This window comes from Sphingobium sp. B11D3B (assembly GCF_025961735.1).
GTDB lineage: Bacteria > Pseudomonadota > Alphaproteobacteria > Sphingomonadales > Sphingomonadaceae > Sphingobium.
In genome coordinates this window covers 3,335,674-3,361,481 of sequence record NZ_JAOQOF010000001.1, presented here as the reverse complement: position 1 = coordinate 3,361,481, position 25,808 = coordinate 3,335,674, and the positions used below count along the sequence as shown (strand labels likewise).

25 protein-coding genes are annotated in these 25,808 nt (G+C 64.1%); 12 read left to right on the top strand and 13 right to left on the bottom strand.

Annotated elements, in window-relative coordinates:
- Positions 1-112 precede the first annotated feature (112 nt).
- Complete coding sequence (gene hisD / locus M2333_RS15630; protein WP_264612357.1) at positions 113-1,408, bottom strand: histidinol dehydrogenase; 1,296 nt, start codon at positions 1,406-1,408, stop codon at positions 113-115.
- Positions 1,398-2,060 (bottom strand): ATP phosphoribosyltransferase, encoded by a 663-nt coding sequence (hisG, locus tag M2333_RS15625; RefSeq protein WP_264612356.1) that lies wholly within the window; start codon positions 2,058-2,060, stop codon positions 1,398-1,400. The genes hisD and hisG overlap by 11 nt, the downstream gene beginning before the upstream one ends.
- Positions 2,061-2,328: 268 nt before the next feature.
- Between hisG and M2333_RS15620 the strand changes: the two genes are divergently transcribed.
- Positions 2,329-2,646, top strand: a complete 318-nt coding sequence (locus M2333_RS15620; RefSeq protein WP_319801313.1) for a GIY-YIG nuclease family protein — start codon at positions 2,329-2,331, stop codon at positions 2,644-2,646.
- A 51-nt stretch (positions 2,647-2,697) separates the two neighbouring features.
- Here M2333_RS15620 and M2333_RS15615 read toward each other — a convergent pair whose 3' ends face one another.
- Complete coding sequence (locus M2333_RS15615) at positions 2,698-3,987, bottom strand: adenylosuccinate synthase (protein WP_181558533.1); 1,290 nt, start codon at positions 3,985-3,987, stop codon at positions 2,698-2,700.
- A 367-nt stretch (positions 3,988-4,354) separates the two neighbouring features.
- Between M2333_RS15615 and M2333_RS15610 the strand changes: the two genes are divergently transcribed.
- From M2333_RS15610 to M2333_RS15600, 3 genes are all read left to right on the top strand, one after another.
- Positions 4,355-5,185, top strand: a complete 831-nt coding sequence (locus M2333_RS15610) for an alpha/beta hydrolase (RefSeq protein ID WP_264612642.1) — start codon at positions 4,355-4,357, stop codon at positions 5,183-5,185.
- A gap of 89 nt (positions 5,186-5,274) precedes the next feature.
- Positions 5,275-5,640, top strand: a complete 366-nt coding sequence (locus M2333_RS15605) for a hypothetical protein (protein ID WP_264573755.1) — start codon at positions 5,275-5,277, stop codon at positions 5,638-5,640.
- Positions 5,641-5,752: 112 nt separating this feature from the next.
- The gene (locus M2333_RS15600) at positions 5,753-7,054 is read left to right on the top strand and encodes an MFS transporter (RefSeq protein WP_264612355.1); all 1,302 of its coding nucleotides are present in this window, start codon (positions 5,753-5,755) and stop codon (positions 7,052-7,054) included.
- A 27-nt stretch (positions 7,055-7,081) separates the two neighbouring features.
- Here M2333_RS15600 and M2333_RS15595 read toward each other — a convergent pair whose 3' ends face one another.
- From M2333_RS15595 to mnmA, 3 genes are all read right to left on the bottom strand, one after another.
- Entirely contained in the window at positions 7,082-7,813 is a 732-nt protein-coding gene (locus M2333_RS15595) for a hypothetical protein (protein WP_264612354.1), read from the bottom strand.
- 144 nt (positions 7,814-7,957) lie between these two features.
- On the bottom strand, positions 7,958-8,710 hold the full coding sequence (locus tag M2333_RS15590; protein ID WP_264612353.1) for a hypothetical protein: 753 nt from the start codon (positions 8,708-8,710) through the stop codon (positions 7,958-7,960).
- Between the two features lie 122 nt (positions 8,711-8,832).
- The gene (gene mnmA / locus M2333_RS15585) at positions 8,833-9,939 is read right to left on the bottom strand and encodes a tRNA 2-thiouridine(34) synthase MnmA (RefSeq protein WP_264612352.1); all 1,107 of its coding nucleotides are present in this window, start codon (positions 9,937-9,939) and stop codon (positions 8,833-8,835) included.
- Between the two features lie 161 nt (positions 9,940-10,100).
- Between mnmA and M2333_RS15580 the strand changes: the two genes are divergently transcribed.
- The gene (locus tag M2333_RS15580; protein WP_264612351.1) at positions 10,101-10,421 is read left to right on the top strand and encodes a hypothetical protein; all 321 of its coding nucleotides are present in this window, start codon (positions 10,101-10,103) and stop codon (positions 10,419-10,421) included.
- A gap of 80 nt (positions 10,422-10,501) precedes the next feature.
- Entirely contained in the window at positions 10,502-10,801 is a 300-nt protein-coding gene (locus M2333_RS15575) for a DUF1153 domain-containing protein (RefSeq protein ID WP_181561284.1), read from the top strand.
- Between the two features lie 69 nt (positions 10,802-10,870).
- Here the strand turns inward: M2333_RS15575 and M2333_RS15570 are convergent, their stop codons facing one another.
- Together M2333_RS15570 and M2333_RS15565 are read right to left on the bottom strand one after the other, a co-directional pair.
- Positions 10,871-11,419, bottom strand: coding sequence for a metal-dependent hydrolase (locus M2333_RS15570; RefSeq protein ID WP_264612350.1), 549 nt, complete (start codon positions 11,417-11,419; stop codon positions 10,871-10,873).
- A 51-nt stretch (positions 11,420-11,470) separates the two neighbouring features.
- A complete protein-coding gene (locus tag M2333_RS15565) occupies positions 11,471-11,869 on the bottom strand; it encodes a hypothetical protein (protein WP_264572354.1) in 399 nt (132 codons plus the stop codon).
- A 308-nt stretch (positions 11,870-12,177) separates the two neighbouring features.
- Here M2333_RS15565 and M2333_RS15560 point away from each other — a divergent pair, with 308 nt between their 5' ends.
- Together M2333_RS15560 and M2333_RS15555 are read left to right on the top strand one after the other, a co-directional pair.
- Positions 12,178-13,656, top strand: a complete 1,479-nt coding sequence (locus tag M2333_RS15560; protein WP_264612349.1) for a phospholipase D-like domain-containing protein — start codon at positions 12,178-12,180, stop codon at positions 13,654-13,656.
- Positions 13,657-13,928: 272 nt separating this feature from the next.
- Positions 13,929-15,467: a carboxylesterase/lipase family protein gene (locus tag M2333_RS15555; protein WP_264612348.1), complete on the top strand. Its 1,539-nt coding sequence runs from the start codon at positions 13,929-13,931 to the stop codon at positions 15,465-15,467.
- A gap of 105 nt (positions 15,468-15,572) precedes the next feature.
- Here M2333_RS15555 and M2333_RS15550 read toward each other — a convergent pair whose 3' ends face one another.
- The 4 genes from M2333_RS15550 to M2333_RS15535 form a co-directional block, all read right to left on the bottom strand.
- Positions 15,573-16,679, bottom strand: a complete 1,107-nt coding sequence (locus M2333_RS15550) for an alpha/beta hydrolase (protein WP_264612347.1) — start codon at positions 16,677-16,679, stop codon at positions 15,573-15,575.
- Between the two features lie 28 nt (positions 16,680-16,707).
- Positions 16,708-18,381, bottom strand: coding sequence for a cation acetate symporter (locus M2333_RS15545; protein ID WP_413715173.1), 1,674 nt, complete (start codon positions 18,379-18,381; stop codon positions 16,708-16,710).
- Between the two features lie 29 nt (positions 18,382-18,410).
- The gene (locus M2333_RS15540) at positions 18,411-18,728 is read right to left on the bottom strand and encodes a DUF485 domain-containing protein (RefSeq protein ID WP_264577257.1); all 318 of its coding nucleotides are present in this window, start codon (positions 18,726-18,728) and stop codon (positions 18,411-18,413) included.
- Between the two features lie 327 nt (positions 18,729-19,055).
- The gene (locus M2333_RS15535) at positions 19,056-19,493 is read right to left on the bottom strand and encodes a DUF1810 domain-containing protein (protein ID WP_264612346.1); all 438 of its coding nucleotides are present in this window, start codon (positions 19,491-19,493) and stop codon (positions 19,056-19,058) included.
- Positions 19,494-19,667: 174 nt separating this feature from the next.
- Here M2333_RS15535 and paoA point away from each other — a divergent pair, with 174 nt between their 5' ends.
- The 3 genes from paoA to paoC are packed head-to-tail and all read left to right on the top strand — an operon-like array spanning position 19,668 to position 23,456.
- The gene (gene paoA / locus M2333_RS15530) at positions 19,668-20,303 is read left to right on the top strand and encodes an aldehyde dehydrogenase iron-sulfur subunit PaoA (protein ID WP_264612345.1); all 636 of its coding nucleotides are present in this window, start codon (positions 19,668-19,670) and stop codon (positions 20,301-20,303) included.
- The gene (locus M2333_RS15525; protein ID WP_264612344.1) at positions 20,300-21,250 is read left to right on the top strand and encodes an FAD binding domain-containing protein; all 951 of its coding nucleotides are present in this window, start codon (positions 20,300-20,302) and stop codon (positions 21,248-21,250) included. Before paoA ends, M2333_RS15525 begins: the two co-directional genes overlap by 4 nt.
- A 4-nt stretch (positions 21,251-21,254) precedes the next feature.
- Positions 21,255-23,456 carry an aldehyde oxidoreductase molybdenum-binding subunit PaoC gene (gene paoC, locus M2333_RS15520; protein ID WP_264612343.1) on the top strand — a complete coding sequence of 734 codons (2,202 nt, stop codon included), beginning with the start codon at positions 21,255-21,257 and terminating at the stop codon, positions 23,454-23,456.
- A 228-nt stretch (positions 23,457-23,684) separates the two neighbouring features.
- Here the strand turns inward: paoC and M2333_RS15515 are convergent, their stop codons facing one another.
- Positions 23,685-24,119: a BLUF domain-containing protein gene (locus tag M2333_RS15515; RefSeq protein WP_264571876.1), complete on the bottom strand. Its 435-nt coding sequence runs from the start codon at positions 24,117-24,119 to the stop codon at positions 23,685-23,687.
- 445 nt (positions 24,120-24,564) lie between these two features.
- Here M2333_RS15515 and M2333_RS15510 point away from each other — a divergent pair, with 445 nt between their 5' ends.
- A complete protein-coding gene (locus tag M2333_RS15510; RefSeq protein ID WP_264612342.1) occupies positions 24,565-25,635 on the top strand; it encodes an alpha/beta hydrolase in 1,071 nt (356 codons plus the stop codon).
- Positions 25,636-25,808 lie beyond the last annotated feature (173 nt).

The window sequence follows — 25,808 nt, the reverse complement described above, 5'->3', positions numbered from 1 at the left end:
GAAGGGCTGTCCTGAGCGACTGCTTGCAGCAGTCGAAGGGGGCTGTCCTTCTTTCCGAACAAGATCGAAGAAAATACGGCCCTTCGACAGGCTCAGGGCGAACGGTCTATATTTAATCCTTATTCAGCCGCACCGCCACGCTGGCCGCGTGGGCCGGCAGCCCTTCCGCCTGCGCCAGCGCCAGCGCCGCAGGGCCGATGGTGCCAATGGCGCGCGCGTCGAGTTGGAGGAAGCTCGTGCGCTTCATGAAATCCAGCACGGAAAGCCCGGAGGAGAAGCGCGCGCGGCGCCCGGTCGGCAGTACATGGTTCGGCCCCGCGACATAATCGCCGATTGCCTCGGGCGTCATCCGGCCCATGAACACCGATCCGGCATGGCGCACCTTGTCGAACAGTGGCTGCGGATCGTCCACGGCCAGTTCGAGATGCTCGGGCGCCAGCCGGTCGACCAGCGGCAGCGCGACCTCAAGATTCGGCACCAGGATGATCGCGCCATTGTTGGTCCAGCTCACCCGCGCGCGGGCGCCCGTTTCCAGCCGATTGAGCCAGCCCTCCACCGACGCAGCCACGGCCTTTGCAAAGGCCGCATCATCCGTGAACAGGATCGACTGACTGGTCTCGTCATGCTCGGACTGGCTGAGCAGATCGGCGGCGATCCATTCGGGATCGTTCTTGCCGTCCGCGACGACCACGATCTCGCTCGGCCCGGCGACCATATCGATGCCGACCACGCCGTAGACCTGCCTCTTGGCTTCCGCGACCCAGGCATTGCCCGGCCCCACGATCACGTCCACCGGCTTGATCCGCTCCGTGCCATAAGCCAGCGCCGCCACCGCCTGCGCACCGCCGACGCGCCAGATTTCGCTCACGCCAGCGATGTGCGCCGCCGCCAGTACGGCAGGGTTGAGCTGCCCGCCCGGCGTCGGCGACATCATCACGATGCGCTCGACCCCCGCCACCTTGGCCGGAATGGCATTCATCAGCAGCGAGCTGGGATAGGCAGCCAGCCCGCCCGGCACGTAGATGCCCGCCGCTTCCACGGCGTTCCACCGCGCGCCGAGCCGCACGCCGGCCACGTCGGTCCAGCCGGCATCTTCCGGCTTCTGCTTTTCGTGATAGGTGGCGATCCGCTCGGCGGCGAGGTTGAGCGCATCGCGCAGCGGCGCATCGATCTGCGCATAGGCCGCAGCGCATTGTTCGGCACTGATCGACCAGCCCTGCGCATCGAGATCGAAACGGTCGAACCGCGCGGTCAGGTCGGCCAGCGCGGCGTCGCCCTCGCCTCGCACGCGCCGGACGATATCGCGCACAGCCTGTGCCACATCCTCGTCTGCCTCGCGCCGGGCGTTGACCAGCGCCTCGAACTGCGCGGCGAAACCCGCGTCCCGTGCATCCAGCTCAAGCGGCACGGCTGGCCTCCACGGCAGCACGGAAGCGCTCGACCATCGGCACCAGCTCGGCAGCGCGCATCTTCATCGCCGCCCGGTTGACGATGAGCCGCGCGGAAATGTCCATGATCTTCGCGGTTTCAACGAGGCCATTGGCCTTCAGCGTCGCGCCGGACGAGACGAGATCGACGATCCGCCGCGCCAGCCCGAGTGAGGGCGCCAATTCCATCGCGCCATTCAGCTTCACGCACTCGGCCTGGATGCCCAGCGCCTCATAATGCGCGCGGGTGAGATGCGGATATTTGGTCGCGACGCGGACATGGCTGGCAGCCCCCAGCACCTCGGGCACGGCATCGGCCGGCTCGGCGATGGACAGGCGGCAATGGCCGATATCGAGATCGACCGGCGCATAAAGCTCGGAATAGCCGAACTCGGCGATCACGTCCGACCCCACGATGCCGACCTGGGCTGCGCCATGCGCGACGAAGGTCGCCACATCGAATGCGCGCACGCGGATGATGGACAGGCCCTCGACATTGGTCGCGAACCGCAGCGCCCGGCTTTCCTTCTTATGGAACTCCGCCTCGGGCTCGATGCCCGCGCGCGCCAGCAGCGGCAGGGCCTCTTCGAGAATGCGTCCCTTGGGAATGGCGAATGTGATGGAGCGGCTCATAGCCGGCGCGCTTTAGGCCCTCACGCGCGAAACTGCAATTGCGGGCCGCATTCGCTTCTCAAGGCAACGGATTGGCGCCCGAGGCATTGGTCAAAGAGATAAGAAGGAGACTGATGACATGGGTAAAGGTATCTTGCTGTGGCTGATCGGGATCCCGATTCCCATCATCATCCTACTTTATCTGCTCTTCTGAGGGCTAGCATAAACAGGTCGCATAACCGTTCGCCCTGAGCTTGTCGAAGGGCTGTCCTTCCTTCACGATCCACCCATGTCGTTCTGGGTTTACATGCTCCATTGTCATGGAGGCGCATTTTACGTCGGCCACACTGACGACATTGAATGTCGCATCCATCAGCACCAGGCCGGCGAAATTGCTGGGTTTACCCGAGACCGGCGACCCTTGAAGCTCGTCTGGTCTGAGCAGTTCTCAACCCGGATTGAGGCGCTGGAAATGGAGCGAAGACTGAAAGGCTGGTCACGGGCGAAAAAAATGGCTCTCATTCGCAGCGATTGGGAGGCAATCGCCCGACTAGCCCAAGGCCAGAAGAACAGCCCTTCGACAAGCTCAGGGCGAACGGATGGGTAGAGGTCCCCCTAACCACCGGAAACCTCTACCCACGCGCTAACGCGTTAATTTTCAATCCTCGAACGGATCGCGCACCAGGATCGTGTCCTCACGCTGTGGCGAGGTCGAAACGCTCGCGACCGGGCATTCGATCAGCTCTTCGATGCGGCGGATATATTTGATGGCCTGCGCCGGCAGGTCCGCCCAGGAGCGGGCGCCGACGGTGGTGCCTTCCCAGCCATCCATTTCCTCATACACCGGCTCGACGGCTGCCTGATCGGCCGCGTGCGCGGGCAGATAATCGATGATTTCGCCATTCAGCCGGTAGCCGGTGCAGATCTTGATCGTCTCGAACCCGTCGAGCACGTCGATCTTGGTGAGGGCAATGCCCGTGACGCCCGAAAGCGCGCAGGTCTGACGGACCAGCACCGCGTCGAACCAGCCGCAGCGGCGCTTGCGGGCCGTGACGGTGCCAAATTCATGGCCGCGCTGGCCGAGGCGCTCGCCGGTCTCGTCCACCAGCTCGGTGGGGAACGGCCCGGAGCCGACGCGGGTGGTGTAGGCCTTCACGATTCCCAGCACGAAGCCCGCCGCACTCGGCCCCATGCCGGAGCCCGAGGCGACCGTGCCGCTCACCGTGTTGGAGCTGGTGACGAACGGGTAGGTGCCGTGATCCACATCGAGCAGCACGCCCTGCGCGCCCTCGAACAGGATGCGCTTGCCGCCCTTGCGCACATCGCGCAGGCGCTTCCACACCGGCTCGGCAAACTGCAGCACGAACGGCGCGATCTCGCGCAGATCGGCGATCAGCTTGGCACGGTCGATGGGCGGCTCGCCAAAGCCGGCGCGCAGCGCGTCATGATGGGCGCAGAGCCGATCCAGCTGCGGCTCCAGCGAATCAAGATGAGCGAGATCGCAGACCCGGATCGCACGGCGGCCGACCTTGTCTTCATAAGCCGGGCCGATGCCACGGCCCGTGGTGCCGATCTTGCCCTTGCCGGCCGCCGTCTCGCGTAGGCCGTCAAGATCGCGGTGGATCGGCAGGATGAGCGGGCAATTGTCGGCGACGGCGAAATTGTCGCGCGTCACATGCACGCCCTGCCCCTGCAGCTTCTCGATCTCGGCCTTGAGCGCCCAAGGATCGAGCACCACGCCATTGCCGATGATGGAGAGCGTGCCAGTGACGATGCCGGAGGGCACGAGACTGATCTTGTAAACCTGCTCGCCGACGACGAGCGTATGCCCGGCATTGTGACCGCCCTGGAAGCGCACGACGCAATCGGCGCGGCTGGCCAGCCAATCGACAATCTTGCCTTTGCCTTCATCGCCCCACTGGGCGCCGATCACGGTTACATTTGCCATGGATACACGTCTCCGCCTGCCAGGCGGATCGCGACCACCCTTCGACAGGACTCGGTGGTCGGACTGGATCAAAGCGGGCGCGCCATCGCACCCGGTCCGGGGCGCCCGTTAGCCGCTCGATGGACCTTCCGTCAAGGCAGGTGCGGCGAGCAGGCATGTCAGGAGATGGGACCATTCACCCACGGCGAACATCCGTTCATCGCATTGTAAGGCAAAGTTCCCGATCAAAAGGCCTGGCATTTTGAAAGTCAGGCTCATGATTCGCTCTCATTTACCTCGCGTCACGCTCATCGCCGCCATCGCGGCCACGGTCGGCGTCACCAGCCTGCCCGCCGATGCAAGCCTGCGCGATCGCATTCGCGAGCGCATGGCCGGGCGGATGCAGCAGGATATCGCAGCCGACAAGACGGTGGACGGGCGCGAAATGGCCTATGGGCGCGACCCGGCGCAGACCCTCGCCTTCTGGCCCGCTGTTGGGCAGAGGTCCGCGCCGGTGCCACTCGTCCTCTTCGTGCATGGCGGCGGATGGCAGCATGGCAACAAGACCAATGCCACGGGCCAGCGCAAGGTCGCGCATCTGACGGCGCAGGGCTATGCGCTCGCCTCCATCGACTACCGACTGGTGCCGCAGGCGACGGTCGAGCAGCAAGCGGCGGATGCGGCCAGCGCCCTCGCCTATGTCATCGCCCACGCAGACAAGCTGAACATCGACCCCCGGCGGATCGTGCTGATGGGGCATAGCGCGGGCGCGCATCTCGTTGCTTTGGTCGGCACGGACCCGCGCTATCTGCGCGAGGCCGGTCTGGCACCAGATGCAGCCGCCGGCATCGTGGCGCTGGATGGCGCCGCATATGACGTGCCAGCGCAAATGAAGTCCGGGCCGCGCATCATGGGCAAGACCTACACGGAGGCCTTCGGCAACGATCCGGCCCGGCAGAAGGCTCTCTCTCCGACGCTGCACGCCGCCGCACCCAATGCGCCGGCCTTCCTCATCTTCCATGTCGACCGCGAGGATGGCACCGCGCAGGCCCGCGCGCTGGCCGAAGCTCTGCGCAAGGCCGGAACGCCGGTGCAGATCGACCGGTTCGAGGGCAAAGGCCTGCAGGGCCACATGGAAATCAATCGTCGGCTGGGCGACCCGGATTATCCCGCCACGCCGGTGCTCGACAAGTGGCTCAAGGCGCTCTTCTCGCGCTGAGCGCGGCATAAGCCGGCGATAAAGGTCGCAATCGTGGCCGCGCCGGCTTATCATGCCCGTCCCAGCAAGAACGCCCCGGAGATAGACCCATGCGTGTTTTCCTGATCGGCCTGGCCACGCTCTCGCTCGCTGCCTGCGGCGGCGGCGCCAGCCAAGAGAATAGCGCAGGCGCAGCCAACAATGCCGCGCTGGCCAGCAATGCGATGGACAACGCCGCCAACGCAATCGACCATGTCGCGGCCATCGAAAATCTCTCCGAAACGCAGCAGCAGGCGGTCTTCCTGCGCGCCATTCGCGATGCCGATATTTCCTGCCGCGACGTCACGAAGGTCGAGCGGCTCGAGCCGGAAGGCGGCGTGCCCACCTGGCGCGCCCAGTGCGATCAGGGTGATGCTCATCTCATCATGGTCCAGCCGGACGGCAATGCGCAGGTCATGTCGCGCCCCACGCGCTGATCGCGCCCTGCCGGCGGGGTCGTCAGTCAGGCCATTGCACTTTGCCGATGAGTCTCTAGCATCCTGAGCGGCCGGACAATCAAGCCGCAGGGGACGCGTCATCAGCCTGATATTGAGCGAGAGCAAGCGGCTGCGCATCGGCAGCATGATGACCTTCTATGTGGCGCAGGGGCTTCCGCTCGGGCTTTTCCTGACCGCGGTGGCAGCCTGGCTTGCCTCCAACCAGATGCCGCCTGCCGCCATCGCCTCGCTGGTGGCGACCGCCTATCTGCCGTGGAGCTTCAAGTTTATCGGTGCGGCGCTCATGGATCGTTATGCCTATCTGCCGATGGGGCGGCGGCGCGCCTGGCTGATCGGCTCCCAAGCCGTCATCCTGATCGGCCTCACCGTCGCCGCGATTGCTGCGCCGGGGCCGCAGGATCTCGGCCTCATCACCGTGCTCGGCGTTCTCATCTTCTCCGGCGGCGCCATTCAGGACGTGGCGGTCGATGGCCTCGCGGTCGATATCCTCCCGGATGAGGAACAGGGAACAGCCAGCGCCTTCATGTTCGGCGGACAGGCGCTGGGCATGGCCATTGGTGGCGCGGTGGGGGGCTATCTGCTCCAGCATTATGGCGCGGCGATCGCCTTTGCCGCCTTCCTTCCCTTCAATGCCGGCTTCCTGCTGCTCGCTCTTGTGCTGCGCGAGCGGCCGGGCGAGAAGCTGCTGCCATGGACAAAAGGCCGGGCCTCGGCCGAAGCGCTGAGCGCCCACGGCCTGCCCTGGCTGCGCATCCTCGCCATCACCTTCCGCTCGATGATCAAGCGCGACAGTCTGGTGCTGCTCGCCGCCAGCGTGCTCGGCCGCGCGGTGGGCGGGGCATTCACTGCCTTCTGGCCGGTCTTCGCCACCACACAGGCGAATTTCAGCACCAGCAGCTATTCGGGGATGGTCGCCACGGTCGGCCTGTTGGTGTCGATCTCCTGCATGGGCGTCGGCTCCCTTCTGGTCGGAAAGATCGGGCCGCGCCGCGCGACCGTCATCACCTATGCCGGCTATGCCGTCATGTCGCTGGTCTTCCTGCTCTCACCCGAGGTCGCGATGATCGGCACCGTCTTCGTGCTGCTCTCCATCGGGCGCGAGGCGACGGACATTCTGACGTCGATCAGCTCCAACCCGCTGCGGATGCGCCTGTCCGACAAGCGGGTCGGCGCCACCCAGTTCACGATCTATAATTCGCTGTCCAACCTGCCGGTCGCGCTGGGCGCCAGCCTTTATGCGTGGATCTATGGCGCGAGCGGCCTTGCCTGGCTGATGGCCATCCTGATCGCGATGACGGTGCTGAGCTGCGTCACCTTCGCCATGCTGCGCATCGGTGAAGTGGCTGACACGCCCGCCTCCAATGAGGACGACCTCATCCCGGTGATCAACTAACCGCCCACGGGCGTGCCGGCCAGATCGTCAGCCCGCCTCGTAAAATGTCCGGTAAGTATGCAGCACATGCACGCCGGTAACGATGCCAAAGCGGTTCATATACTCCTCCGCCTCGCGCGCCGCCTCGCGGAAATCATAGGTCGCGCCGATGGGCTTGGTGTGACGGAGCGCCGTGCCATCGACGACCCCGGTCTTCCAGCCTTCCTTCTCGGCAAGCACCGGCCACACCGGGTCCAACCCCCAGCCGTACTTCAGGGAGGGGAAGGGAAAGACGATGTCGAACACCTCCCGGCGAAAGGCGACCAAAGGGCCGACCTCCGTAAAGTTCGTCTCGCGCACCAGCACGCCCTTGCGCCGCCGCATGATGTCCCAGCCCCAATAAGAGTAGGCGCGTTGCGCGGGGCCACAGATCTTCAGCTCGGCATATTCGGCGAGCGCAAGGAAGGTGTCCATGAACTGGTCGGGCAGTTCGACATCATCGTCGGTCATCACCACCCAGTCGAATTCGCTAAGGTCATGCCGCGCCAGAAGGACGTTGGTGTTGTCCAGCTTGCCGAGATTATCGACGCCCTTGCTGTCGAAGGTGATGCGGTGACGGTCGCTCTGCATCCGGCCATAGATTTCGCCCAGCGATTGCGGCGAGCGGTTCGATTGAACGCCAACCACGAGAACCCGCAAGCTCGGCATCGACTGGAAGTGCTGGGAAGCCCGAAAGCGGGCAATTTTGGGATCGATGGAGCGATCGTGGAAAACGTCCACAACCCGGCCTGAGAGATTCCTCGCGGTTCGACTCGCCCGACCCTTGATCCTCTTCAAAATTGCCATGAACGCACTCCCGCAAACCGTCACTCGCCCTACGACATGGGAGTTGACGTTTTATTCACGGCAAAACGCACAGGACCGTCAGCCCGCCTCGTAAAATGTCCGGTAGGTATGCAGCACATGCACGCCGGTGACGATGCCGAAGCGGTTCATATACTCCTCCGCCTCCCGCGCCGCTTCGCGGAAATCATAGGTCGCGCCGATGGGCTTGGTGTGTCGGAGCGCGGTGCCGTCGACAACCCCGGTCTTCCAGCCTTCCTTCTCCGCAAGCACCGGCCAGACGGTGTTGACGCCCCAACCATATTTCAGCGAGGGGAAGGGAAAGACGATGTCGAACACTTCGCGGCGAAAGGCGACCAGCGGGCCGACCTCTGCAAAGTTCGTTTCGCGCACCAGCACGCCTTGGCGGCGCCGCATGATCTCCCGGCTCCAATAGGAATAGCCGCGCTGCGCGGGGCCGCAGATCTTCAGCTCGGCATATTCGGCAAGCGCCAGGAAGGTGTCCATGAACTGGTCTGGCAGTTCGACATCGTCATCGGTCATCACCACCCAGTCGAACGCGTTGAGGTCATGCCGCGCGAGGAGAACATTGGTGTTGTCCAGCTTGCCGAGATTATCGACGCCCTTGCTGTCAAAGGTGATGCGGTGGCGGTCGCTTTGCATCCGGCCATAGATTTCGCCGAGCGATTGCGGCGAGCGGTTCGATTGAACGCCGACCACGAGAACCCGCAGGCTCGGCATGGACTGGAAGTGCTCGGAGGCCCGAAAGCGGGCGATTTTGGGATCGATCGCCCGATCATGGAAAACATCCACCACCCGACCTGAAAGGTTCATTGCGATTCGATTCGCCCGACCCTTGATCCTTTTCAAAATTGCCATGGACGCACTCCGCAAGCCGCCACTCACCTCTAAGCCATGGGAGTTGACGTTTTGTTTCACGGTAGGGCCCGCGGCCCTTACGCGATGGCCATCTCCGCGCCTTCCGTTTCCGCGATCCAGCCGCCGCCGAGCACCCGGTCTCCATCGTAGAGCACTGCCGCCTGACCCGGCGCCACGCCAAATTCTTCGCTCTCGAAGATCAGCCGGTCGCCATTCAGCCGGGCGGGAACGGGACGGGCCATGGACCGCACCTTGGCGCTCAAGCTTCCACGGAACGTCCCGCCGAGCCAGTTGATCTCGTCAAGGCGCGCGGCGCGCACGGCCAGTGCCGCCTTCGGCCCGACGATCACCCGGCGCTGCGCTGCATCAAGCCGCACGACATAGAGCGGTTCTGCGAGGCCGCCGATCTCCAGCCCACGCCGCTGGCCGACTGTATAATGGATCAGGCCCTTGTGCGGCCCCAGCACGCGGCCATCGATATGGACGATCTCCCCCGCATCATCGGCTTCGGGCCGGATTTTCCGCACCACGCCGGCATAGTCGCCATCCGGCACGAAGCAGATGTCCTGACTGTCCGGTTTGAGCGCAACCCCAAGCCCCAGTTCTGCCGCGATCTGCCGGACGACCGGCTTTTCCATGCCGCCGAGCGGAAAGCGCAGATAATCGAGCTGATCCTGCGTCGTTGCGAACAGAAAATAGCTCTGGTCCCGCGCGGGATCGACAGCGCGATGCAGCTCGGCGCCGGCCGGGCCTGCCACGCGCCGGACATAATGGCCGGTGGCCAGGCAATCGGCACCCAGATCGCGGGCCAGCGCGAACAGGTCGGTGAACTTGACGCCCATATTGCAGCGGACACACGGAATCGGCGTGCGGCCGGCCAGATACTCATCGGCGAAGCGGTCCATCACGCTTTCGCGGAAGCGGCTTTCATAATCGAAGACATAATGCGCGATGCCGAGCTTGTCTGCGACCGCCCGCGCATCGCGAATATCCTGCCCGGCGCAGCAGCTTCCCGTCCGCCCCACGGCGGCGCCATGATCGTAAAGCTGCAGCGTGACGCCGATCGTTTCCGCGCCCGACCGTGCGGCCAGCGCCGCGACCACGCTGGAATCCACGCCGCCGGACATGGCAACGACGATGCGCTTGCCCTGCAAAGGGGTTGGAAGCTGAAAAAGTCCGTCCATTGGCGCCATATAAGCGCATTGGGGCGCAGCGACCAGCACCCGCAACCGATGACCAGCGAGTAAAGACCGTCCGTCGCGGTCTATGCACCGGTAATCTCACCTAACAACCTGTCACCACGGCCTTTACGAGCGCTTATCTTTTGGCTGCTAGCAGGGTGGCCATGGACATAAGTGCCAACCTCGATGATCAGGCCCTGCCTGTCGCCCTGGCAAGCGGACGCAGCCCCCGTATTCCGGATCTGCGCCTGCTGCTCACGGTTCACGCCGCGCGCCAGGATACGACACCGACGGCCCGGGCCATTCGTGAAGCCGATCTTCCGGTCGTGCTTGCGGATGAGCCGTCACGGCTGAGCCTGATCTTTGCATCGGACACACCGAGCCCCGCAACGCTGCGACGCGCGGCGGGATCGTTCAATGCATCCGTGGCGGCATTCATGGCGGTGGGGACCAATGGTGAAGGCGCCGTTCACTCTGGCGGTTAGCCGGAGTGAAAAGCTTTGGGGTCAACATCATGAGCAAGAAGACCGTGTCAGACCGATCCCCGTCGGTGAATGAGGAAAGAATGATCGAGAACCAGAAGATTCGCCCTGCTCAAGTCGTCGGCCCTCTCGGTGAGCCGCTGACGCTTGACTCGCTGCCGCCGCCATCGACCACGCGTTGGGTCGTTCGGCGCAAGGCGGAAGTCGTGGCGGCCGTCAATGGCGGCCTGCTGACAGTGGACGAAGCCTGTGCGCGTTACGATCTGACGCTCGAGGAATTCGCCAGCTGGCAGCGCGCGGTGGACCGGTCCGGCATGCCGGGGCTGCGGGTCACGCGGATCCAGCATTACAAGTCGCTTTACGAGCGCCAACAGCGCTTCTGAGGCGGCGCGGCGCCTAGCGCCCGCGCTCAAAGAAACAGGCCCGCCCGAGCCATCGGCGCGGGCCTTTCTTTATGGGCGTTTGATGGAGGCCCCAACTTCCTGTCTCCGCCAGCGGCGCCAAAGCCACGCGGCGGTCATCATAGCCAGCCCGGGCAGCCAGATCAGCAGCAGTTCGGAGTAGACCGTCTCCAGCCCGCGCGCCGAGAAGAAGCGCGCGCCGATCGGGGAGACGCGGATCGGCTGCCAGTCGAGGAACAGCCGCTGATGGTCGAACGGCCATAACAGCATCACGCCCTGCCCGCCGTCGGTCAGCATATCGAGCAGAGGATGGGACACTACGCAGGCGAACAGAAAGGCAAAGGCCGCTGGATGCCGCGCGCGCGGCCAGACCAGCGCGACCAGGCCGACCACGCCGAGCGCAAACGCCAGCGAATGGGTAAAGCCTCGATGCCCCCATTGGCTGGCATAGCCGATGCCGAGGGGAAAGCCGATCACATCGAGGTCCGGCAGGGCAGCGAGCGCACCACCGATAATGACAAGGGCTGGCGCAATCCGGCGCCGGCCCAGCGCACCGCCGGCGAACAGGGAAATGGCGGCATGGCTGAAGATGGTCGGCATGTCGTCTCTCTGCGCGACTTTCGGCTGTCAGCCAACCGCCATCGTCGACGCTCAGTAGCCGACCGTCAGCCCCACGGACACATAACGGTCCCCGACATTGCCCTTCACGGCAACGCGGGGCAGCAGGGGCATGGCGACGGTGCCATAGACGCGCGGCTCTTCGCCGCTGATCCGCGCGCCGATGCCGATGCGCAGGGACATAGGGATCTGATAAGCCGCTTCCACCCGGCCATAGGCTGCCGTGCCGCCATCGCGCAGATACACCCCGGCGCCCGGCGTGAGGCTGAAGCCTGCAAAGTCCACCGCATAACCAGCGCCCAGTTCGGCACCCCAGCGCCCATTGGCACGGGCATAATTGCCCTCCGCCCCCAGCCCTTCTGCCTGCGCGGGGACAGCAAGACCCGCCAGCGCAAGCGCTGTGCAGGATATCAGGACGGTGCGAACGGTCATCATCTTGAAAACTCCGGAAACTGGGCTCGCGTTGGCTAGGCGTGCGGTTCCGCAGCAGCAACGTTGCGGGGACGAACCGAGTCGCCGGCGCGACGGACAGACTCCTGCGCCCCGCGAGCCATCGCGCATAGAACCGCGCGAAAAGTGGGAAGGCTCCGGGCACGCTTTTGCGTTGCAACCGTAATGATAGCCGTTACGCCTCAGGGTTCCGATGGCGATTGAAACGGGGAAAGCATGATCGAAGCAGGCCGCCTACAGCCCCACCCTCGCGGACACGTCGAGGCGGGGGTCGCGGGGAGCGCGTCGGCATGAAGGGCAATTATTGGCGGGCTGCCAAGGCCGCGAAAGCCTGCGTGATCGTCGACGCGGAGGATTATTTCCGGTTCGCGCGGCAGGCCATGATCCGCGCCCGCAAGCGCATCATGCTGGTCGGCTGGGACTTCGACGCGCGGATCGAACTCGCACACCAGGAAGAGGGGCAACCCGATGGACCGGAACCGACCACCATCGGGGATCTCATCTACTGGCTGGTCGAGACCAATCCCGAGCTCGAAGTCTATCTGCTGCGCTGGGATCTCGGGGCCATTGGGTCGCTGTTCCGGGGCAAGACCATCTTCACCGTGGCCAAATGGGCCATCCATCCGCGCATCCATGTGAAGCTGGACGCTCATCACCCCACCGGCGGGTCGCATCATCAGAAGATCGTCGTGATCGACGATTGCTTCGCCTTTTGCGGCGGGATCGACATGACCGGGGACCGGTGGGACACGCGCGCGCATCGCGATGAGGAACCCGAGCGGCATCGCCCCGGCAAAGGGCCGGCCTACATGCCCTGGCACGATGCGACGACCGCTCTGCAGGGGCCGGCAGCGGCGGCGCTGGGCGAGCATTCGCGCGACCGCTGGAAGCGGGCGACCGGGCAGACCATTGCCGGCATCCGCAGCAAGCATGACGTCTGGCCGGAAGCGCTGCCGGTGCAATTCGAGGATGTTGAGGTTCTCATCGCCCGCACGGCACCCAAAATGCCGGACCAGCGCGAGGTGACCGAGATTGAGCAGCTCTATATCGAGCAGATCGGGCGGGCGAAGCGGTGGATCTATGCCGAAAGCCAGTATTTCGCCTCCCGGCGGATCGCCGAAGCCATGGCCCGGCGACTGGACGAGCCGGACGGGCCAGAGATCGTGATCGTCAATCCCGAGGCCGCGCAGGGCTGGCTCGAACCGCTGGCGATGGATACCGCGCGCGCCCGACTAGTGGCCGCCCTGCGGCGGCGGGACAAGCATGGCCGGTTCCGGCTCTACCACCCCGTCACCCGCGATCAGGAGCCGATCTACGTCCACGCCAAGGTGATGATCGTGGATGATATGATCCTGCGCGTCGGCTCATCCAACATGAATGCCCGCTCCTTGCGGCTCGATACGGAATGCGACGTGGCCGTGGACTGCTCGCGGCCGAGCAATTCTGGATGCAGCGCCGCCATCGCGGAGGTTCGCAACGATCTGCTGGCCGAGCATCTCGATGCCAGCATCGCACAGGTCGAGAAAAAGCTAGCCGCCAGCGGATCGCTGATCGAGACGATCGAGGCGCTCCGCTTCAAGGGCCGGAAAAATGCAAAGAGCCGCCGGCGCACGCTGGTGCCCTATGAGATTCCCGACCTCACAGGCGTCGAGGCTTGGCTGGCGGACAACCAGATCCTCGACCCCGAAGGGCCGGACGACATGTTCGAAGCCCTCAGCAACCGCGGCCTGCTGCGCCGCCTCTCCGGCTGGCGCCGTAGCAGGGGTTGATCCTCCCCAACGATCAAGCGGGTAGCGCGGCACAGCCCGATTGTGGGCCTCACCCGGCTTGCTTCCGCGCGCGAAGGGCCTAAACCTGTAATCGATTGCGAAGACCTTAGGGCAAGGAGAGGAACATGACAGGTTCGCGTGGAGAGGGCGCAAGTCGTCGGGCGCTTCTGCAAGGGCTTGTCGCCACCGGTGCCTTAGCCAGCGGGGCGCGACCGGCGCAGGCGAGTCCCGGAGCCATCGGCGGGCGAGGTCCCATTCTTACCGGCACAGGCATGGCGGATGTCGAGACCGCCAGCGGCCGGGTGCGCGGCTTCATGCGGGGCGGGATCACCATGTTTCGCGGTATCCCCTATGCCGACACGACCGGCGGCGCCAATCGCTTCCTCCCGCCCAAGCCAGCCAAGCCCTGGACCGGCGTGCGCAGCAGCCTCGCCTATGGGCCGATCTGCCCGCAGGACAAGGGCACAGGCCGCCAGAATGACGAAGAGGCCTTCATTTTCCAGTGGAATGACAGCTTCGACGGCGAGGATTGTCTGCGCATCAATATCTGGACGCCCGGCACGGACAATGCCCGACGACCGGTGATGGTCTGGCTCCACGGCGGCGGGTTTGTCGCCGGCTCGGGGCACGACGTCCCCGCCTTTGAGGGCTATAATCTCGCCCAGCGGGGCGACGTGGTGGTCGTCACGCTCAATCAACGTCTCAACCTGCTCGGTTTTCTCGACCTCTCCTCCGTGGACCCGGCCTATGCGCAGTCCGGCAATGTCGGCATGCTGGATATCGTCGCGGCGCTGCAATGGGTGAAGCGCAATATCGAGGTCTTTGGCGGCGATCCTGGTCGGGTCACGATCTTCGGCCAGTCCGGGGGCGGCGCCAAGGTTTCGACGTTGATGGCCATGCCCGCCGCGCGCGGCCTGTTTCACCGTGCGATTGTTCAGAGCGGGTCCTTTGCAAAGGCCACGCCCCACGCCCAGGCCCGTAAGCTGGGGGAACTCATGCTGGCGGAGTTGGGCATCGGCAAAACCGATCTGCGCGCCTTGCACTCCTTACCCTATGATCGCTTGCTGGCGGCGAGCTCGGCCATCTTCCGCCGGGAGAATCCGCCACTGCCCGAAGGCGGCTCCATGGAGGCTCGGACCCGCGGCCGCTACGGCTTTACCCCGGTAGTGGATGGCGCGGTGCTGCCCGCCAATCCCGACGCCCCGCAGTCCCTTGCGCTGTCGGCTGATGTGCCGCTGATCGTCGGCACGACCCTCAACGAGTTCACCGCCGGGATCAACCAGCCCGACTTTTTCACGATGAGCGAGGCGGAGCTGCTGAACCGGGCTGATCGATACACGGGAGGGCGCGGCGCGGCGGTGGTGGCCGCGTTCCGCCGGACGACGCCGGAGGCCCTGCCCTGCGACATCTGGTCACGCATCGCCACCGCACCGATCCGCCAGACCGCCATCGATCAGGCGAGCGGGAAGGCCGCGCTGCGTCGCGCCCCGGCATGGCTTTACAGCTTTGATCGGAGCACGCCCGTGCTGGACGGGCGTCCGCGCGCATTCCACTGCGCGGAAATCCCCTATGTCTTCGCCAATGCCGAACGATGCGCCACCATGACCGGTGGCGATGCCGGGGCCCTCAAGCTGGAGGCCGAGATGGCCGATGCCTGGATTGCTTTCGCGCGGACGGGCGATCCCAATCATGGCGGGCTGGCGCAATGGGACGCTGTGGAGGGCCATGGCGCGCAAACCATGCGGTTTGACACCGTCTCGGCCATGCGAACTGGTTGGGACGAAGCCGAGCTCGGCGCGATGAAAGGCTGAAGATCCGCGTCCCAGCCATCGGATAGCAAAAGGGGGCGATCCTGTGATCGCCCCCTCTGTGCTCTCCGGCCCGTGAGGGCCGGAAGACGTAGATCAAGCTATGGCTTATTTCTCTGGCGTCGCCAGAGCGCGGCGCAGGGCTTCGATGCGGGCCTTGTTGAATTGCTTGGCCTGCGGCGAGTCCGGGGCCATCGCGTCGAAGCCGTGATAGGCGGAGGGGACGACGAGCAACTCGGTCGGCACCCCTGCCTCGGTCAGGCGGCGCGCATAATCGATATCCTCGCTCACGAAGAGGTCGACCCCGCCGACGGCGATGAAGGCAGGCGGTAGACCCTTGAGAGAGGCGGCGCGGGCCGGCACGGCGGCGGCGGGCACCTTGTTCGTGCCCGGCTGCTGGCCAAGGAACGACTTCCAGCCGAGCTGGTTCTGCTGCGCATCCCAGCCGACCGTGGCGATGTGCGGGGGCACCTTCACTACGCCACCGGTGCGATCATCCAGCATCGGGTAAATGAGCACCTGGAAGGCGACCGGAATTTCGCCGCGGTCGCGCGCGGTCAGCGCCAGCAGCGCCGCATGGCCACCACCGGCGCTCTCGCCCATCACGGCGATCCGCTTGGGATCGAGGCCGAGCTTGGCGGCATTGTCATGCATCCAGCGCAGGCCGGCATAATTGTCTTCGATGGACCCGGCATAGGTCGTTTCCGGCGCGAGGCGATATTCGACGGAGACGATGACCACGTTCAGTTCCTTGGCCATCTCCTGCAGGCGACGCACGTCCGTGGCGGCCGTGCCCAGGATGTAGCCGCCGCCATGCGTGTGCAGGATGCCGCCGCGCCAGGCGCCTTCCTGCGCATTGATCACATACAGCTTCACCTGCGGCGCGCCGGCGGCACCGGGAATCATCTGCTCGACGACCGGAACGTCGCGGTGATGCGGCGGCGGGGGCGGCCCCATGCGGCCCGACGTGCGCGAGGCGCGCACGCTTTCCTCGTTCATCGGCCCCATCAGGGTCGAATAATAGAGCGCCATGCGGGCGGCGCCGTGCAGTTCCGGCGCGATGGGGGCGAGCTTGGCAGCGTCCTCTGCGCTCAGCGGCGCTGCCGCGACGGCAGCGGGATCGGGCAGCGGCTGGGCGCTGGCCATGTGGGCCGGGCCGGTCGTGGCGAGCAGCGTCGCCACCAGCCAGGCCGAGGATCGGTTCAGAAACTTCATGAATGCGTCTCCTGTCGCATGAGTCAGATCAATGATCGCTGGCGCCGGCGGCGCCGATGCCGGTCTCGGACCGGATGCGCTGGGCAGTGTAGCCCGCGCGGTCCACCTGCGCCCGCGCGCTGCGGTCGAGCGTCGAGATCAGCCAGATGGTGAAGAACGCCAGCGGCATCGACACCAAAGTGGGCGAGGCGAGCGGGAAGATGGGGTGCGCGGCGCCAAGCTGGCCGACCCAGATCACCGGCGATAGGATGGTCAGTGCCAGCGCAGTCAGCGTGCCGATGGCCGAGCCCCAGGCAACGCCGCGCGTTGTGCAATCCTTCCACAGGATGGAGAGCAAGAGGGCGGGGAAGTTGCCCGAAGCAGCCACGGCGAAGGCCAGGCTCACCATGAACGCCACATTCTGCTTTTCAAACGCGATCCCCAACCCCACCGCGATCAGGGCCAGCACCAGCACGGTGATCCGCGACAGGCGCAGCTCGGTCGCCTGGTCGACATTGCCCTTGCGGATGACCGAGGCGTAGAGATCATGCGCGATCGTCGAGGCGCCGGAAAGGGTGAGCCCGGCCACCACTGCCAATATGGTGGCGAAGGCGACCGCCGAGACGAAGCCCATGAACACCTCGCCGCCCACCGCGTCCGCGAGATGGACGGCAGCCATGTTGCTGCCGCCACGTAGCCCGCCGCTCAAGGCATCGAGATAGGCCGGGTTGCTGCCGACGAACACGATCGCGCCAAAGCCGATGATGAAGGTGAGCACATAGAAATAGCCGATCCAGCCCGTCGCCCACAGCACGGAGGCGCGCGCGGTGCGGGCATCGCGCACCGTGAAGAAGCGCATGAGGATATGCGGCAGGCCAGCGGTGCCGAACATCAGCGCCATGCCGAGCGAAATCGCGGACAGCGGGTCCTTGATGAAGCCGCCGGGTGCGAGAATGCCCCGCGCGCTCGCCGCCGCTGCATCGGCGCTGGCGCCTGCGGCCAGCGCAATCGCCTGCTTGGCGGCGACGGCCTGCTCGAACAGCGTGTCCAGCGAAAAGCCGACGCGATACAGCACGGCGAGCGACATGAAGGTGGCGCAACCGAGCAGCATGACCGCCTTGATGATCTGCACCCAGGTCGTCGCGATCATCCCGCCAAACAGCACATAAGCAGTGATCGCGAGGCCGATGATCCCGACCGCATAAGGATAGGGAATGCCGAACAGCAGCTGGATGAGCTGCCCCGCACCGACCATCTGCGCGATCAGATAGAACAGCACCACAGTCAGCGAACTGAAGGCGGAAGAAATCCGCACCGGCGTCTGCGCGAAGCGGAACGCGACGGCATCGACAAAAGTGTAGCGCCCCAGATTGCGCAACCGCTCGGCGAGCAGGAACAGGATGATCGGCCAGCCGACCAGAAAACCTGTGGAGTAGATCAGCCCATCATAGCCATCAGCATAAATCTGCGCGGAAATCCCGAGGAACGAGGCGGCGGACATATAGTCACCGGCGATGGCCAGACCGTTCTGCCGACCGCTGATGCCGCCACCAGCCGTATAGAAATCGCTCGTCGTGCGCGTCCGCCGTGCAGCCCAGGCCGTGACGCCCAATGTGACGATGATGAACAGGCCGAAGGTGACCACGGCCGGCATGTTGGGGCCGGCATTGCCCGGCGTGGCCGCGCGGGCGATGCCGGGCATCAACGCGCCGATGGTCACCATGAGGGCGAGCGCCGCCCAGCGCGAACCGCTCACAGGCGATGCTCCGCCCGCAACGCATCCAGCTCGGCATCGAACCGGCGGTTGGCAATCCACACATATAGGCCGGTCAGCGCGATGCCCGAGAGGATCACCGCCATGCCCAAAGGCACGCCAATGGTCGTCGTCATGCCCGGCAGCGGTTGGCCAAGGATGGTCCGCCCGAACGCCACCAGCAGGATGAAGCCGAAGAAGATCGCCATCATCACGCCGCTCAGAATCCAGCCGAGGCGGCCACGGGCCTTGACGAGAGCCTGATAGTGCGGATCGCGACTGATGGCCGCAAGTTCATGATCGCCATCCAGATCCATCAGCCACTCCCCTCGCCCGCCACATTTATGTGTGACAGGCTATTGTCCATCGATTGCAAGTCAATCCCTCATCCGGCGGCTGGGGACTTTATCCACATCGGTCGCCCAACTCTGCCCGGCCAGGTGTGCAGGATGGCCGGGCAGAGGGTTCGGGCGGCCCGAACTCGTAGGCCCGAAAGCAATTTTGCAATCGATTGCCATTCAATACACGGGAGGTTCGGCTGTGACAAGCGTGGGTTGAAATCGGCGATGGGGCGAATTTTTATAGGAAGGTTGGCGATACGTTCGCCGGGCGATATGAGCCTCCGCTTCATCAACCGCCCTCTTTCAGGCTGATGAACCCATCTGCCCCAGAATTTCGACGGTGCGTTCGTCAGGGCTGTCAAACCAGCGCTCGATCGCGGCACGGAAAATCGGCCTGTCCTCAGCGCTGTTAAACAGCGTCAGCGATGACCTGAGCTTGATCGCGTCGATGGCTCCGAAGACTTGCTCAGCGCTGGAGCCATCCAGCTCCTGTAATGCGATGACGCATTCCTCATAGCGCGGGCCGAGGACCGGGTGCGCCAGATAGGCTTTGGCTTCGGCGCGCGAGCGGATCGCGAAGTGCTGCACCGTGGGGCTGGTCCCCAGGCCCGCAATCTGCGGAAAGATGAACCACATCCAGTGCGTTCGTTTTGCACCGCTGCGGATTTCCGCCAGGGCCTGCGCGTAGCGTCCCTGCTGGGCGTCGACAAATCGGTTCAGATCGAATGGATCACTGGTCATCCCGCAACATTGGCAGTGGGAGCCTGTAAAGCCAACCTGTCCCGAGCGGTGCTGAACAGGCCGGGCAGTGCCGCGCCTGTCCGCCACTCACGATAATTTGGAAGCCAATTCGCAGCTGCTGCGTTCGGCCAGCATGGGATTATCCAATCAGCAGGTGCGAAGGACGACGATGCCATGGATCGATCGGAGGAGTGGCACGTCTCTCGACGCGGCGTGCTGGTTGGCGGCTCGGCCACGGCGGCGACCATGAGCCTCAACAACGCCGATGCTCGGCAGCCCTTGCCGCAGCCCGCCCACGCGATGGTCGAGGTTACCCTGAGCGTAAATGGTCAGCCGCACAGGTTCAAAACCGATACGCGTACCACCTTGCTCGATGCGCTGCGCGAAGCGCTCAAACTCACCGGCACGAAGAAAGGCTGCGACCATGGCCAGTGCGGCGCCTGCACGGTGCTGGTCGACGGTGTCCGGATCAACAGCTGCCTGACGCTCGCGGTGATGCATGATGGCGACAAGGTCACCACCATCGAAGGGCTGGGCACGCCGGATCAGCTGCACTCCATGCAGCGCGCCTTCGTCAAGCATGATGGCTATCAATGCGGCTATTGCACGCCGGGCCAGATCTGCTCTGCGGTGGCCATGCTGGATGAGATTGCCGCGGGCGTGCCGAGCCATGTCACCGATGATCTGTCGGCCCAACCGCAACTCAGCAACGCGGAACTGCGCGAGCGGATGAGCGGCAATATCTGCCGCTGCGGCGCCTATTCCAACATTGCCGAGGCGATTACCGAAGTCGCGGAGGCCAAGGCATGAGGCCGTTCACTTATGAGCGCGCGACCTCGCCCGCTCAGGCCGCGACGGCCGTCTTGAGCCAGCAGGGCGCCCGCTTCATTGCCGGCGGCACGAACCTGCTGGACCTCATGAAGCTGCAGATCGAAACGCCGACCCATCTGGTCGATGTCCAGGATCTGAAGCTCGATCAGATCACGCAAGAGCCCGATGGCGGCCTGCGAATCGGCGCGCTCGTCACCAATACGGCGCTGGCGGCGGATCGGCGCGTGCGCAGCGATTATGCTGTCCTGAGCCGGGCCATTCTCGCCGGCGCATCCGGGCAACTGCGCAACAAGGCCACTACCGGCGGCAATCTGTTGCAGCGAACCCGCTGTCCCTATTTCTACGATACCAACCAGCCTTGCAACAAACGTCAGCCCGGAACCGGTTGCGCGGCCATCGAGGGGGCCTCCCGCCAGTTGGCGGTGATTGGTGGCAGCGCTGCCTGTATTGCGACAAACCCGAGCGACATGGCGGTCGCGATGCGGCTGCTGGATGCGCGCGTGGAGACGGTCGATGCACAAGGCAATGTCCGGTCGATCGACATTGCCGACTTTCACAAATTGCCCGGTGAGACGCCGCATGTGGAAACCGCGCTGGCGCCTGGCGAACTGATCACGGCCGTACTGCTGCCCAAGCCTATTGGCGGCCAGCATGTCTACCACAAGGTGCGTGACCGGGCCTCCTATGCCTTTGCGCTCGTGTCGGTGGCAGCGATCCTCCAGCCGGATGGCTCTGGCCGCGTTGCGGTGGGCGGGATCGCGCCCAAGCCCTGGCGCACAGACGCCGCGGATGCCGCGCTCCCGCAAGGGGCGGAGGCAGTGGCCCGGCACCTCCTCGCCGGCGCCGCGCCGACCAGAGACAATGCATTCAAGATCGAGCTGGTCGAGCGGACGCTCACCGGCATCTTGCACGACGCGAAGGGTTGATGCCGTGAAGTTCGATGCCCCCGCTACCCCGAACCCGATCGACCAGCTCAAGGTCGTCGGCAAGTCCACCGATCGCATCGACGGGCCGCTCAAGACAACGGGGCGCGCACCCTATGCCTATGAGCGGCATGATGTCGCCGCGAACCAGGCCTATGGTTTCGTCGTCGGCGCGGCCATCGCCAAGGGAACCATCCGGTCGTTCGATCTGGTCGACGCCAAGGCCGCGCCTGGCGTGCTCTCGATCATCACCACTTTGGACCATAAGCCGCTGCCGCTCGGCGGCCAGAACACCGCCAATCTGTTCGGCGGAGCCGAAATCCAGCATTATCATCAGGCGATTGCGCTCGTGGTCGCCGAGACCTTTGAGCAGGCCCGCGCGGCCGCGTCGCTGATCCGGGTCGATTATGTCCGGCAGGCCGGCAAATTCGATCTCGAGCGTGAGGCGTCCCGGGCCGAGCCCGTTCCGGACGAGGACGAGACCAACAAAGCCGGCGATTTTGCGGCCAGCTACGCCAAGGCTGAGGTCAAGCTCGACCAGCGCTACAGCACGCCGGACGAAAGCCATGCGATGATGGAGCCGCACGCCACCATCGCCGCGTGGGAGGGCGAGAAGCTCACGGTCTGGACGTCGAACCAGATGATTGCCTGGGGCAAGCGCGATCTTGCCAAGGCCCTATCGCTCAAGCCCGAGCAGGTGCGGCTCGATTCCCCCTATGTCGGGGGCGGCTTTGGCGGAAAATTGTTTCTGCGCTCCGATGTCGTCCTTGCGGCGCTGGGGGCCAAGACGGTCGGGCGGCCGGTGAAAGTCGCGCTCACGCGTCCGCTCATCATCAATAACACGACCCATCGGCCCGCGACGCTGCAGCATATCCGGATCGGCGCGAACAAGGATGGGCGCATTCTCGCGATCTCGCATGAGAGCATTTCGGGAAACCTGCCGGACGGCGAGCCGGAGACCGCCGTCCAGCAAACCAAGCTTTTCTACGCGGGGGAAAGCCGGGAAGTCGCCATGAAACTGGCGCAGCTCGATCTCCCGGAAGGCAATGCGATGCGCGCGCCTGGCGAAGCGCCGGGGCTGATGGCGCTGGAGATCGCCATGGATGAAATGGCCGAGACGCTGGGAATGGACCCGGTGGAATTTCGCATCCTGAACGATACGCAGGTCGACCCGATGAAGCCCGAGCGTCCCTTTTCAGCGCGTCATTTCGTCGAATGCCTCAGGACCGGCGCGGAGCGCTTCGGATGGCACAAGCGCAAGGCGACCCCCGGCTCCGTGCGTGAGGGCCGCTGGCTCATCGGCATGGGCGTGGCAGGGGGCTTTCGGAACAACCAGCTGACCAAATCCGCGGCACGGGTCCGGCTCTCGGGCGACGGCAAAGTCACCGTCGAGACCGACATGACCGATATCGGCACCGGCACCTACACGATCATCGCCCAAACCGCCGCCGAGATGATGGGCGTGGACCTGGGCGACGTCATCGTGAAATTGGGCGACTCTGATTTCCCCGCCGCGGCGGGCTCCGGCGGCCAATGGGGCGCTGCCAACTCGACGGCTGGCGTCTATGCCGCGTGCATCAAGATGCGCGACCAAGTGGCGGCGCGCCTGGGGCTGAACAATGCGGATGTGACGTTCGCCGATGGCGAAGTCCGCTCGGGCGATCGCGCCGTGCCCTTGCGCGACGCCGCGCGCGATGGGGAGCTCGTCGCCGAGGATGGCATCGACTATGCCGACGACTTCGCCGACCGGGCGCAGCAATCCACCTTCGCTGGTCATTTCGTTGAGGTCGGGGTCGACGCCTTTACGGGCGAAACCCGCATCCGGCGGATGCTCGCCGTGTGTGACGCCGGGCGCATCCTCAACCCCAAGTCAGCGCGAAGCCAGGTGATCGGCGCCATGACCATGGGCGCAGGCGCGGCCCTGATGGAAGAACTCGTCGTCGACAAGCGGTTCGGCTTCTTCGTCAATCATGACCTCGCGGGTTACGAAGTTCCGGTCCATGCCGATATTCCGCATCAGGATGTCATCTTCCTCGATACCACCGATCCCTGGTCCACGCCGATGAAGGCGAAAGGCGTTGGGGAACTTGGGATTTGTGGCGTGGGAGCCGCAGTCGCCAACGCCATCTACAATGCCACCGGCGTGCGGCTGCGCGATTATCCGATGACCTTGGACAAGCATCTCTCGCGCTTACCGAAGGCGGTTTAGGCGGACGCGAATGAGGTTTAGTGGAGCAGCGCTGGACGGCCTGAGTTGAGCGCGACGAAGAAATGTCGCGGCGGCCAAGTCATGGTTGCGAGGCGTGCTATCCCCTGTTTTCATCGAGGTCCTGCTCTGCTCCCTCTGATGTTGGACGAAGGGGCTCAATCGTCGCCCGAGATGACTATTCGGCGTTCTTACGAAGAAACATGCGCGTGGCTCCTGAGGTTGGGTCCGCTAATGACGCATGTTGGTGGTTTCTCCGGCCGGCTGACTATGGGATTTAGCAAAACCGTTGAAATAGGCTTTCAAATTTGCGTCGGTGACAGGTTCAAGCAAGCTTGCCACCTGCTCTTCAAGGGTCGAGCCCTCGTTGACGTCGCCACCCCGCTGAAATCCCATCTCCCAACGCGCGAACGACCGTGCCGCGATCGTCTTGTTATTCAGTTGGACCACGGCATAGTGACGCTGATCCTTTGAAATGCGCGCGAACGTCGAGTTGACGGCATCTTCCGGGCCTTCGAGAACCTGGAGGAAGCGCCGATTCCCTACCACGAGCAAGCCCGTTATATCAGCGAGCCGGTTATTCCGTCGGGACGCAACCAAAATTTCCTCGAGCTCCGCATCCGAAAGCGTTCGACGGACAGTGCTGATATATAAAATGCGATGCATGGCAGGCTCCTTAGCGACCGGGCTACGGATGCGATGTTAATCAAATACTTCCAGCGCGGTGAGCCGACTGCGCGAGCCGAAATCGACGAGGATTTGACTTTAAGTCATCAAATCCGCGCTCCGTTGCACCGGGGCGGATTTCCCTGTGCGCCCCTCATTTCACAGCCATCCATAGCGCAGGCGGACTTCTCAGGACGTACCCGGCCGCTTTCGGCCTGGAGCGGATCAACCGCTTCGAACGAAGAGGGATCGGGCTCTCTCGACTTCTGACCAGCAGCGTCGCCGACATGGCGACTGGCCCAGTAACACCAAACAAGCGCTGCTTGACCGATAAAACATGTAAACATATGTTTATAGTGGTGAGTGCGCGCAGGTCGAATTGGCCTATGTGTGAAATGTGAGCCGCGAGAAGACTTCTGGCCTGACGGCAAGAGAGGATGCAGATATGAAGATGCGGTTGCTGGTTGGCCTTGGTCTTGTCACTGCCTCGGTGGCTGCCGGTTCCGCTCCCGCCGCTCCATCGATCGCAAGCCAGGCCGAAGCCCCCAACACCCAGGTTCGGGTGGAGCGACGGTTGGTGCACTCACAAGCCATTGCCGGCAATCTTCTGGGGACCTCCGCCGAGCGCGAGGTCTTTGTCGTTCTTCCCCCGAGTTATGGCCGCGACATCAAGCGGCGATACCCCGTGGTTTACGCCCTGCACGGCTTCTCCATCGATGCGGCAAGCTGGATGCAGAAACTCGATGCGGCCAGGCGGATCGCTGCAGCTTTTGCTGCGGGGGTGCCGGAGGTCATTGTCGTGTTCCCCGATGGAAGCAATGAGTATGGCGGATCTTTCTATGGCAGTTCTACTGTCACCGGCAACTTCGAGACATTCATAGCGGATGAACTGCCTGCCTATATCGACCGGGAGTTCCGCTCGATTCCAGAGGCGGCCGCGCGTGGCTTGATGGGGCATTCCATGGGCGGCTACGGCGTCGCGCGCATTGGCATGAAGCGCCCAGGGCGGTTTGGCGTTCTCTACATGATGTCGCCCTGTTGCCTGAGCGCTCTCGGAACGCAGGGATTGACCGCAAAAGAAGTGAGGGAGATCAACGATCTTGCATCCCCTCAGGCTGCCCGGGGGCTTCCGTTCAAATATGCAGGGCCACTTGCGACCGCAGCCGCCTTCTCGCCCAATCCGGCGAAGCCGCCGCTCTTTGTCGATCTGCCGATTACGGAACAGGGCGAGTCGCGCGAGGCGATCATGGCCAAGCGCGCAGCCAATGCCCCGCTCAGTTTCATCGACCAGTATGTCGCTGCTCTCAGGACCTATCGCGCCATTGGCATCGACGTCGGCGATCAGGACACGATCGTCACCGCAGCAACCGAGCTCCATAAAAACCTAGATAACTATGCTATAAGCAATCAACTGGACATTTATCCGGGCGATCACAGCAGTAAAGTTCCGGAAAGACTGCAAAAAGAAGTCCTTCCATTCTTCGGAAAACATCTGAAAATTGTCGTAGATCGATAAACATATACATGAACTCTCTTAGCGAGATCATACATGTATACAAGACATATCTATAGTTGATCACTTATTTTATCGCCAGACTCATCACACTCCTGTCTCATTTTTACAAAATAGATACATCGCACCTCCGCCAAATTCCTCTGGAGTTCGCCGATTATTAGGATTGCAGCTGC

What these genes read in the sequence shown, in the direction of transcription:
- hisG (WP_264612356.1), bottom strand. Translation starts at nt 2,060, where the DNA reads ATGAGCCGCTCCATCACATTCGCCATTCCCAAGGGACGCATTCTCGAA.
- M2333_RS15620 (WP_319801313.1), top strand. Translation starts at nt 2,329, where the DNA reads ATGTCGTTCTGGGTTTACATGCTCCATTGTCATGGAGGCGCATTTTAC.
- M2333_RS15615 (WP_181558533.1), bottom strand. Translation starts at nt 3,987, where the DNA reads ATGGCAAATGTAACCGTGATCGGCGCCCAGTGGGGCGATGAAGGCAAA.
- M2333_RS15610 (WP_264612642.1), top strand. Translation starts at nt 4,355, where the DNA reads ATGGCCGGGCGGATGCAGCAGGATATCGCAGCCGACAAGACGGTGGAC.
- M2333_RS15605 (WP_264573755.1), top strand. Translation starts at nt 5,275, where the DNA reads ATGCGTGTTTTCCTGATCGGCCTGGCCACGCTCTCGCTCGCTGCCTGC.
- M2333_RS15590 (WP_264612353.1), bottom strand. Translation starts at nt 8,710, where the DNA reads ATGAACCTTTCAGGTCGGGTGGTGGATGTTTTCCATGATCGGGCGATC.
- mnmA (WP_264612352.1), bottom strand. Translation starts at nt 9,939, where the DNA reads ATGGACGGACTTTTTCAGCTTCCAACCCCTTTGCAGGGCAAGCGCATC.
- M2333_RS15580 (WP_264612351.1), top strand. Translation starts at nt 10,101, where the DNA reads ATGGACATAAGTGCCAACCTCGATGATCAGGCCCTGCCTGTCGCCCTG.
- M2333_RS15575 (WP_181561284.1), top strand. Translation starts at nt 10,502, where the DNA reads ATGATCGAGAACCAGAAGATTCGCCCTGCTCAAGTCGTCGGCCCTCTC.
- M2333_RS15570 (WP_264612350.1), bottom strand. Translation starts at nt 11,419, where the DNA reads ATGCCGACCATCTTCAGCCATGCCGCCATTTCCCTGTTCGCCGGCGGT.
- M2333_RS15565 (WP_264572354.1), bottom strand. Translation starts at nt 11,869, where the DNA reads ATGACCGTTCGCACCGTCCTGATATCCTGCACAGCGCTTGCGCTGGCG.
- M2333_RS15560 (WP_264612349.1), top strand. Translation starts at nt 12,178, where the DNA reads ATGAAGGGCAATTATTGGCGGGCTGCCAAGGCCGCGAAAGCCTGCGTG.
- M2333_RS15555 (WP_264612348.1), top strand. Translation starts at nt 13,929, where the DNA reads ATGGCGGATGTCGAGACCGCCAGCGGCCGGGTGCGCGGCTTCATGCGG.
- M2333_RS15550 (WP_264612347.1), bottom strand. Translation starts at nt 16,679, where the DNA reads ATGAAGTTTCTGAACCGATCCTCGGCCTGGCTGGTGGCGACGCTGCTC.
- M2333_RS15545 (WP_413715173.1), bottom strand. Translation starts at nt 18,381, where the DNA reads ATGGTGACCATCGGCGCGTTGATGCCCGGCATCGCCCGCGCGGCCACG.
- M2333_RS15540 (WP_264577257.1), bottom strand. Translation starts at nt 18,728, where the DNA reads ATGGATCTGGATGGCGATCATGAACTTGCGGCCATCAGTCGCGATCCG.
- M2333_RS15535 (WP_264612346.1), bottom strand. Translation starts at nt 19,493, where the DNA reads ATGACCAGTGATCCATTCGATCTGAACCGATTTGTCGACGCCCAGCAG.
- paoA (WP_264612345.1), top strand. Translation starts at nt 19,668, where the DNA reads ATGGATCGATCGGAGGAGTGGCACGTCTCTCGACGCGGCGTGCTGGTT.
- M2333_RS15525 (WP_264612344.1), top strand. Translation starts at nt 20,300, where the DNA reads ATGAGGCCGTTCACTTATGAGCGCGCGACCTCGCCCGCTCAGGCCGCG.
- M2333_RS15515 (WP_264571876.1), bottom strand. Translation starts at nt 24,119, where the DNA reads ATGCATCGCATTTTATATATCAGCACTGTCCGTCGAACGCTTTCGGAT.
- M2333_RS15510 (WP_264612342.1), top strand. Translation starts at nt 24,565, where the DNA reads ATGAAGATGCGGTTGCTGGTTGGCCTTGGTCTTGTCACTGCCTCGGTG.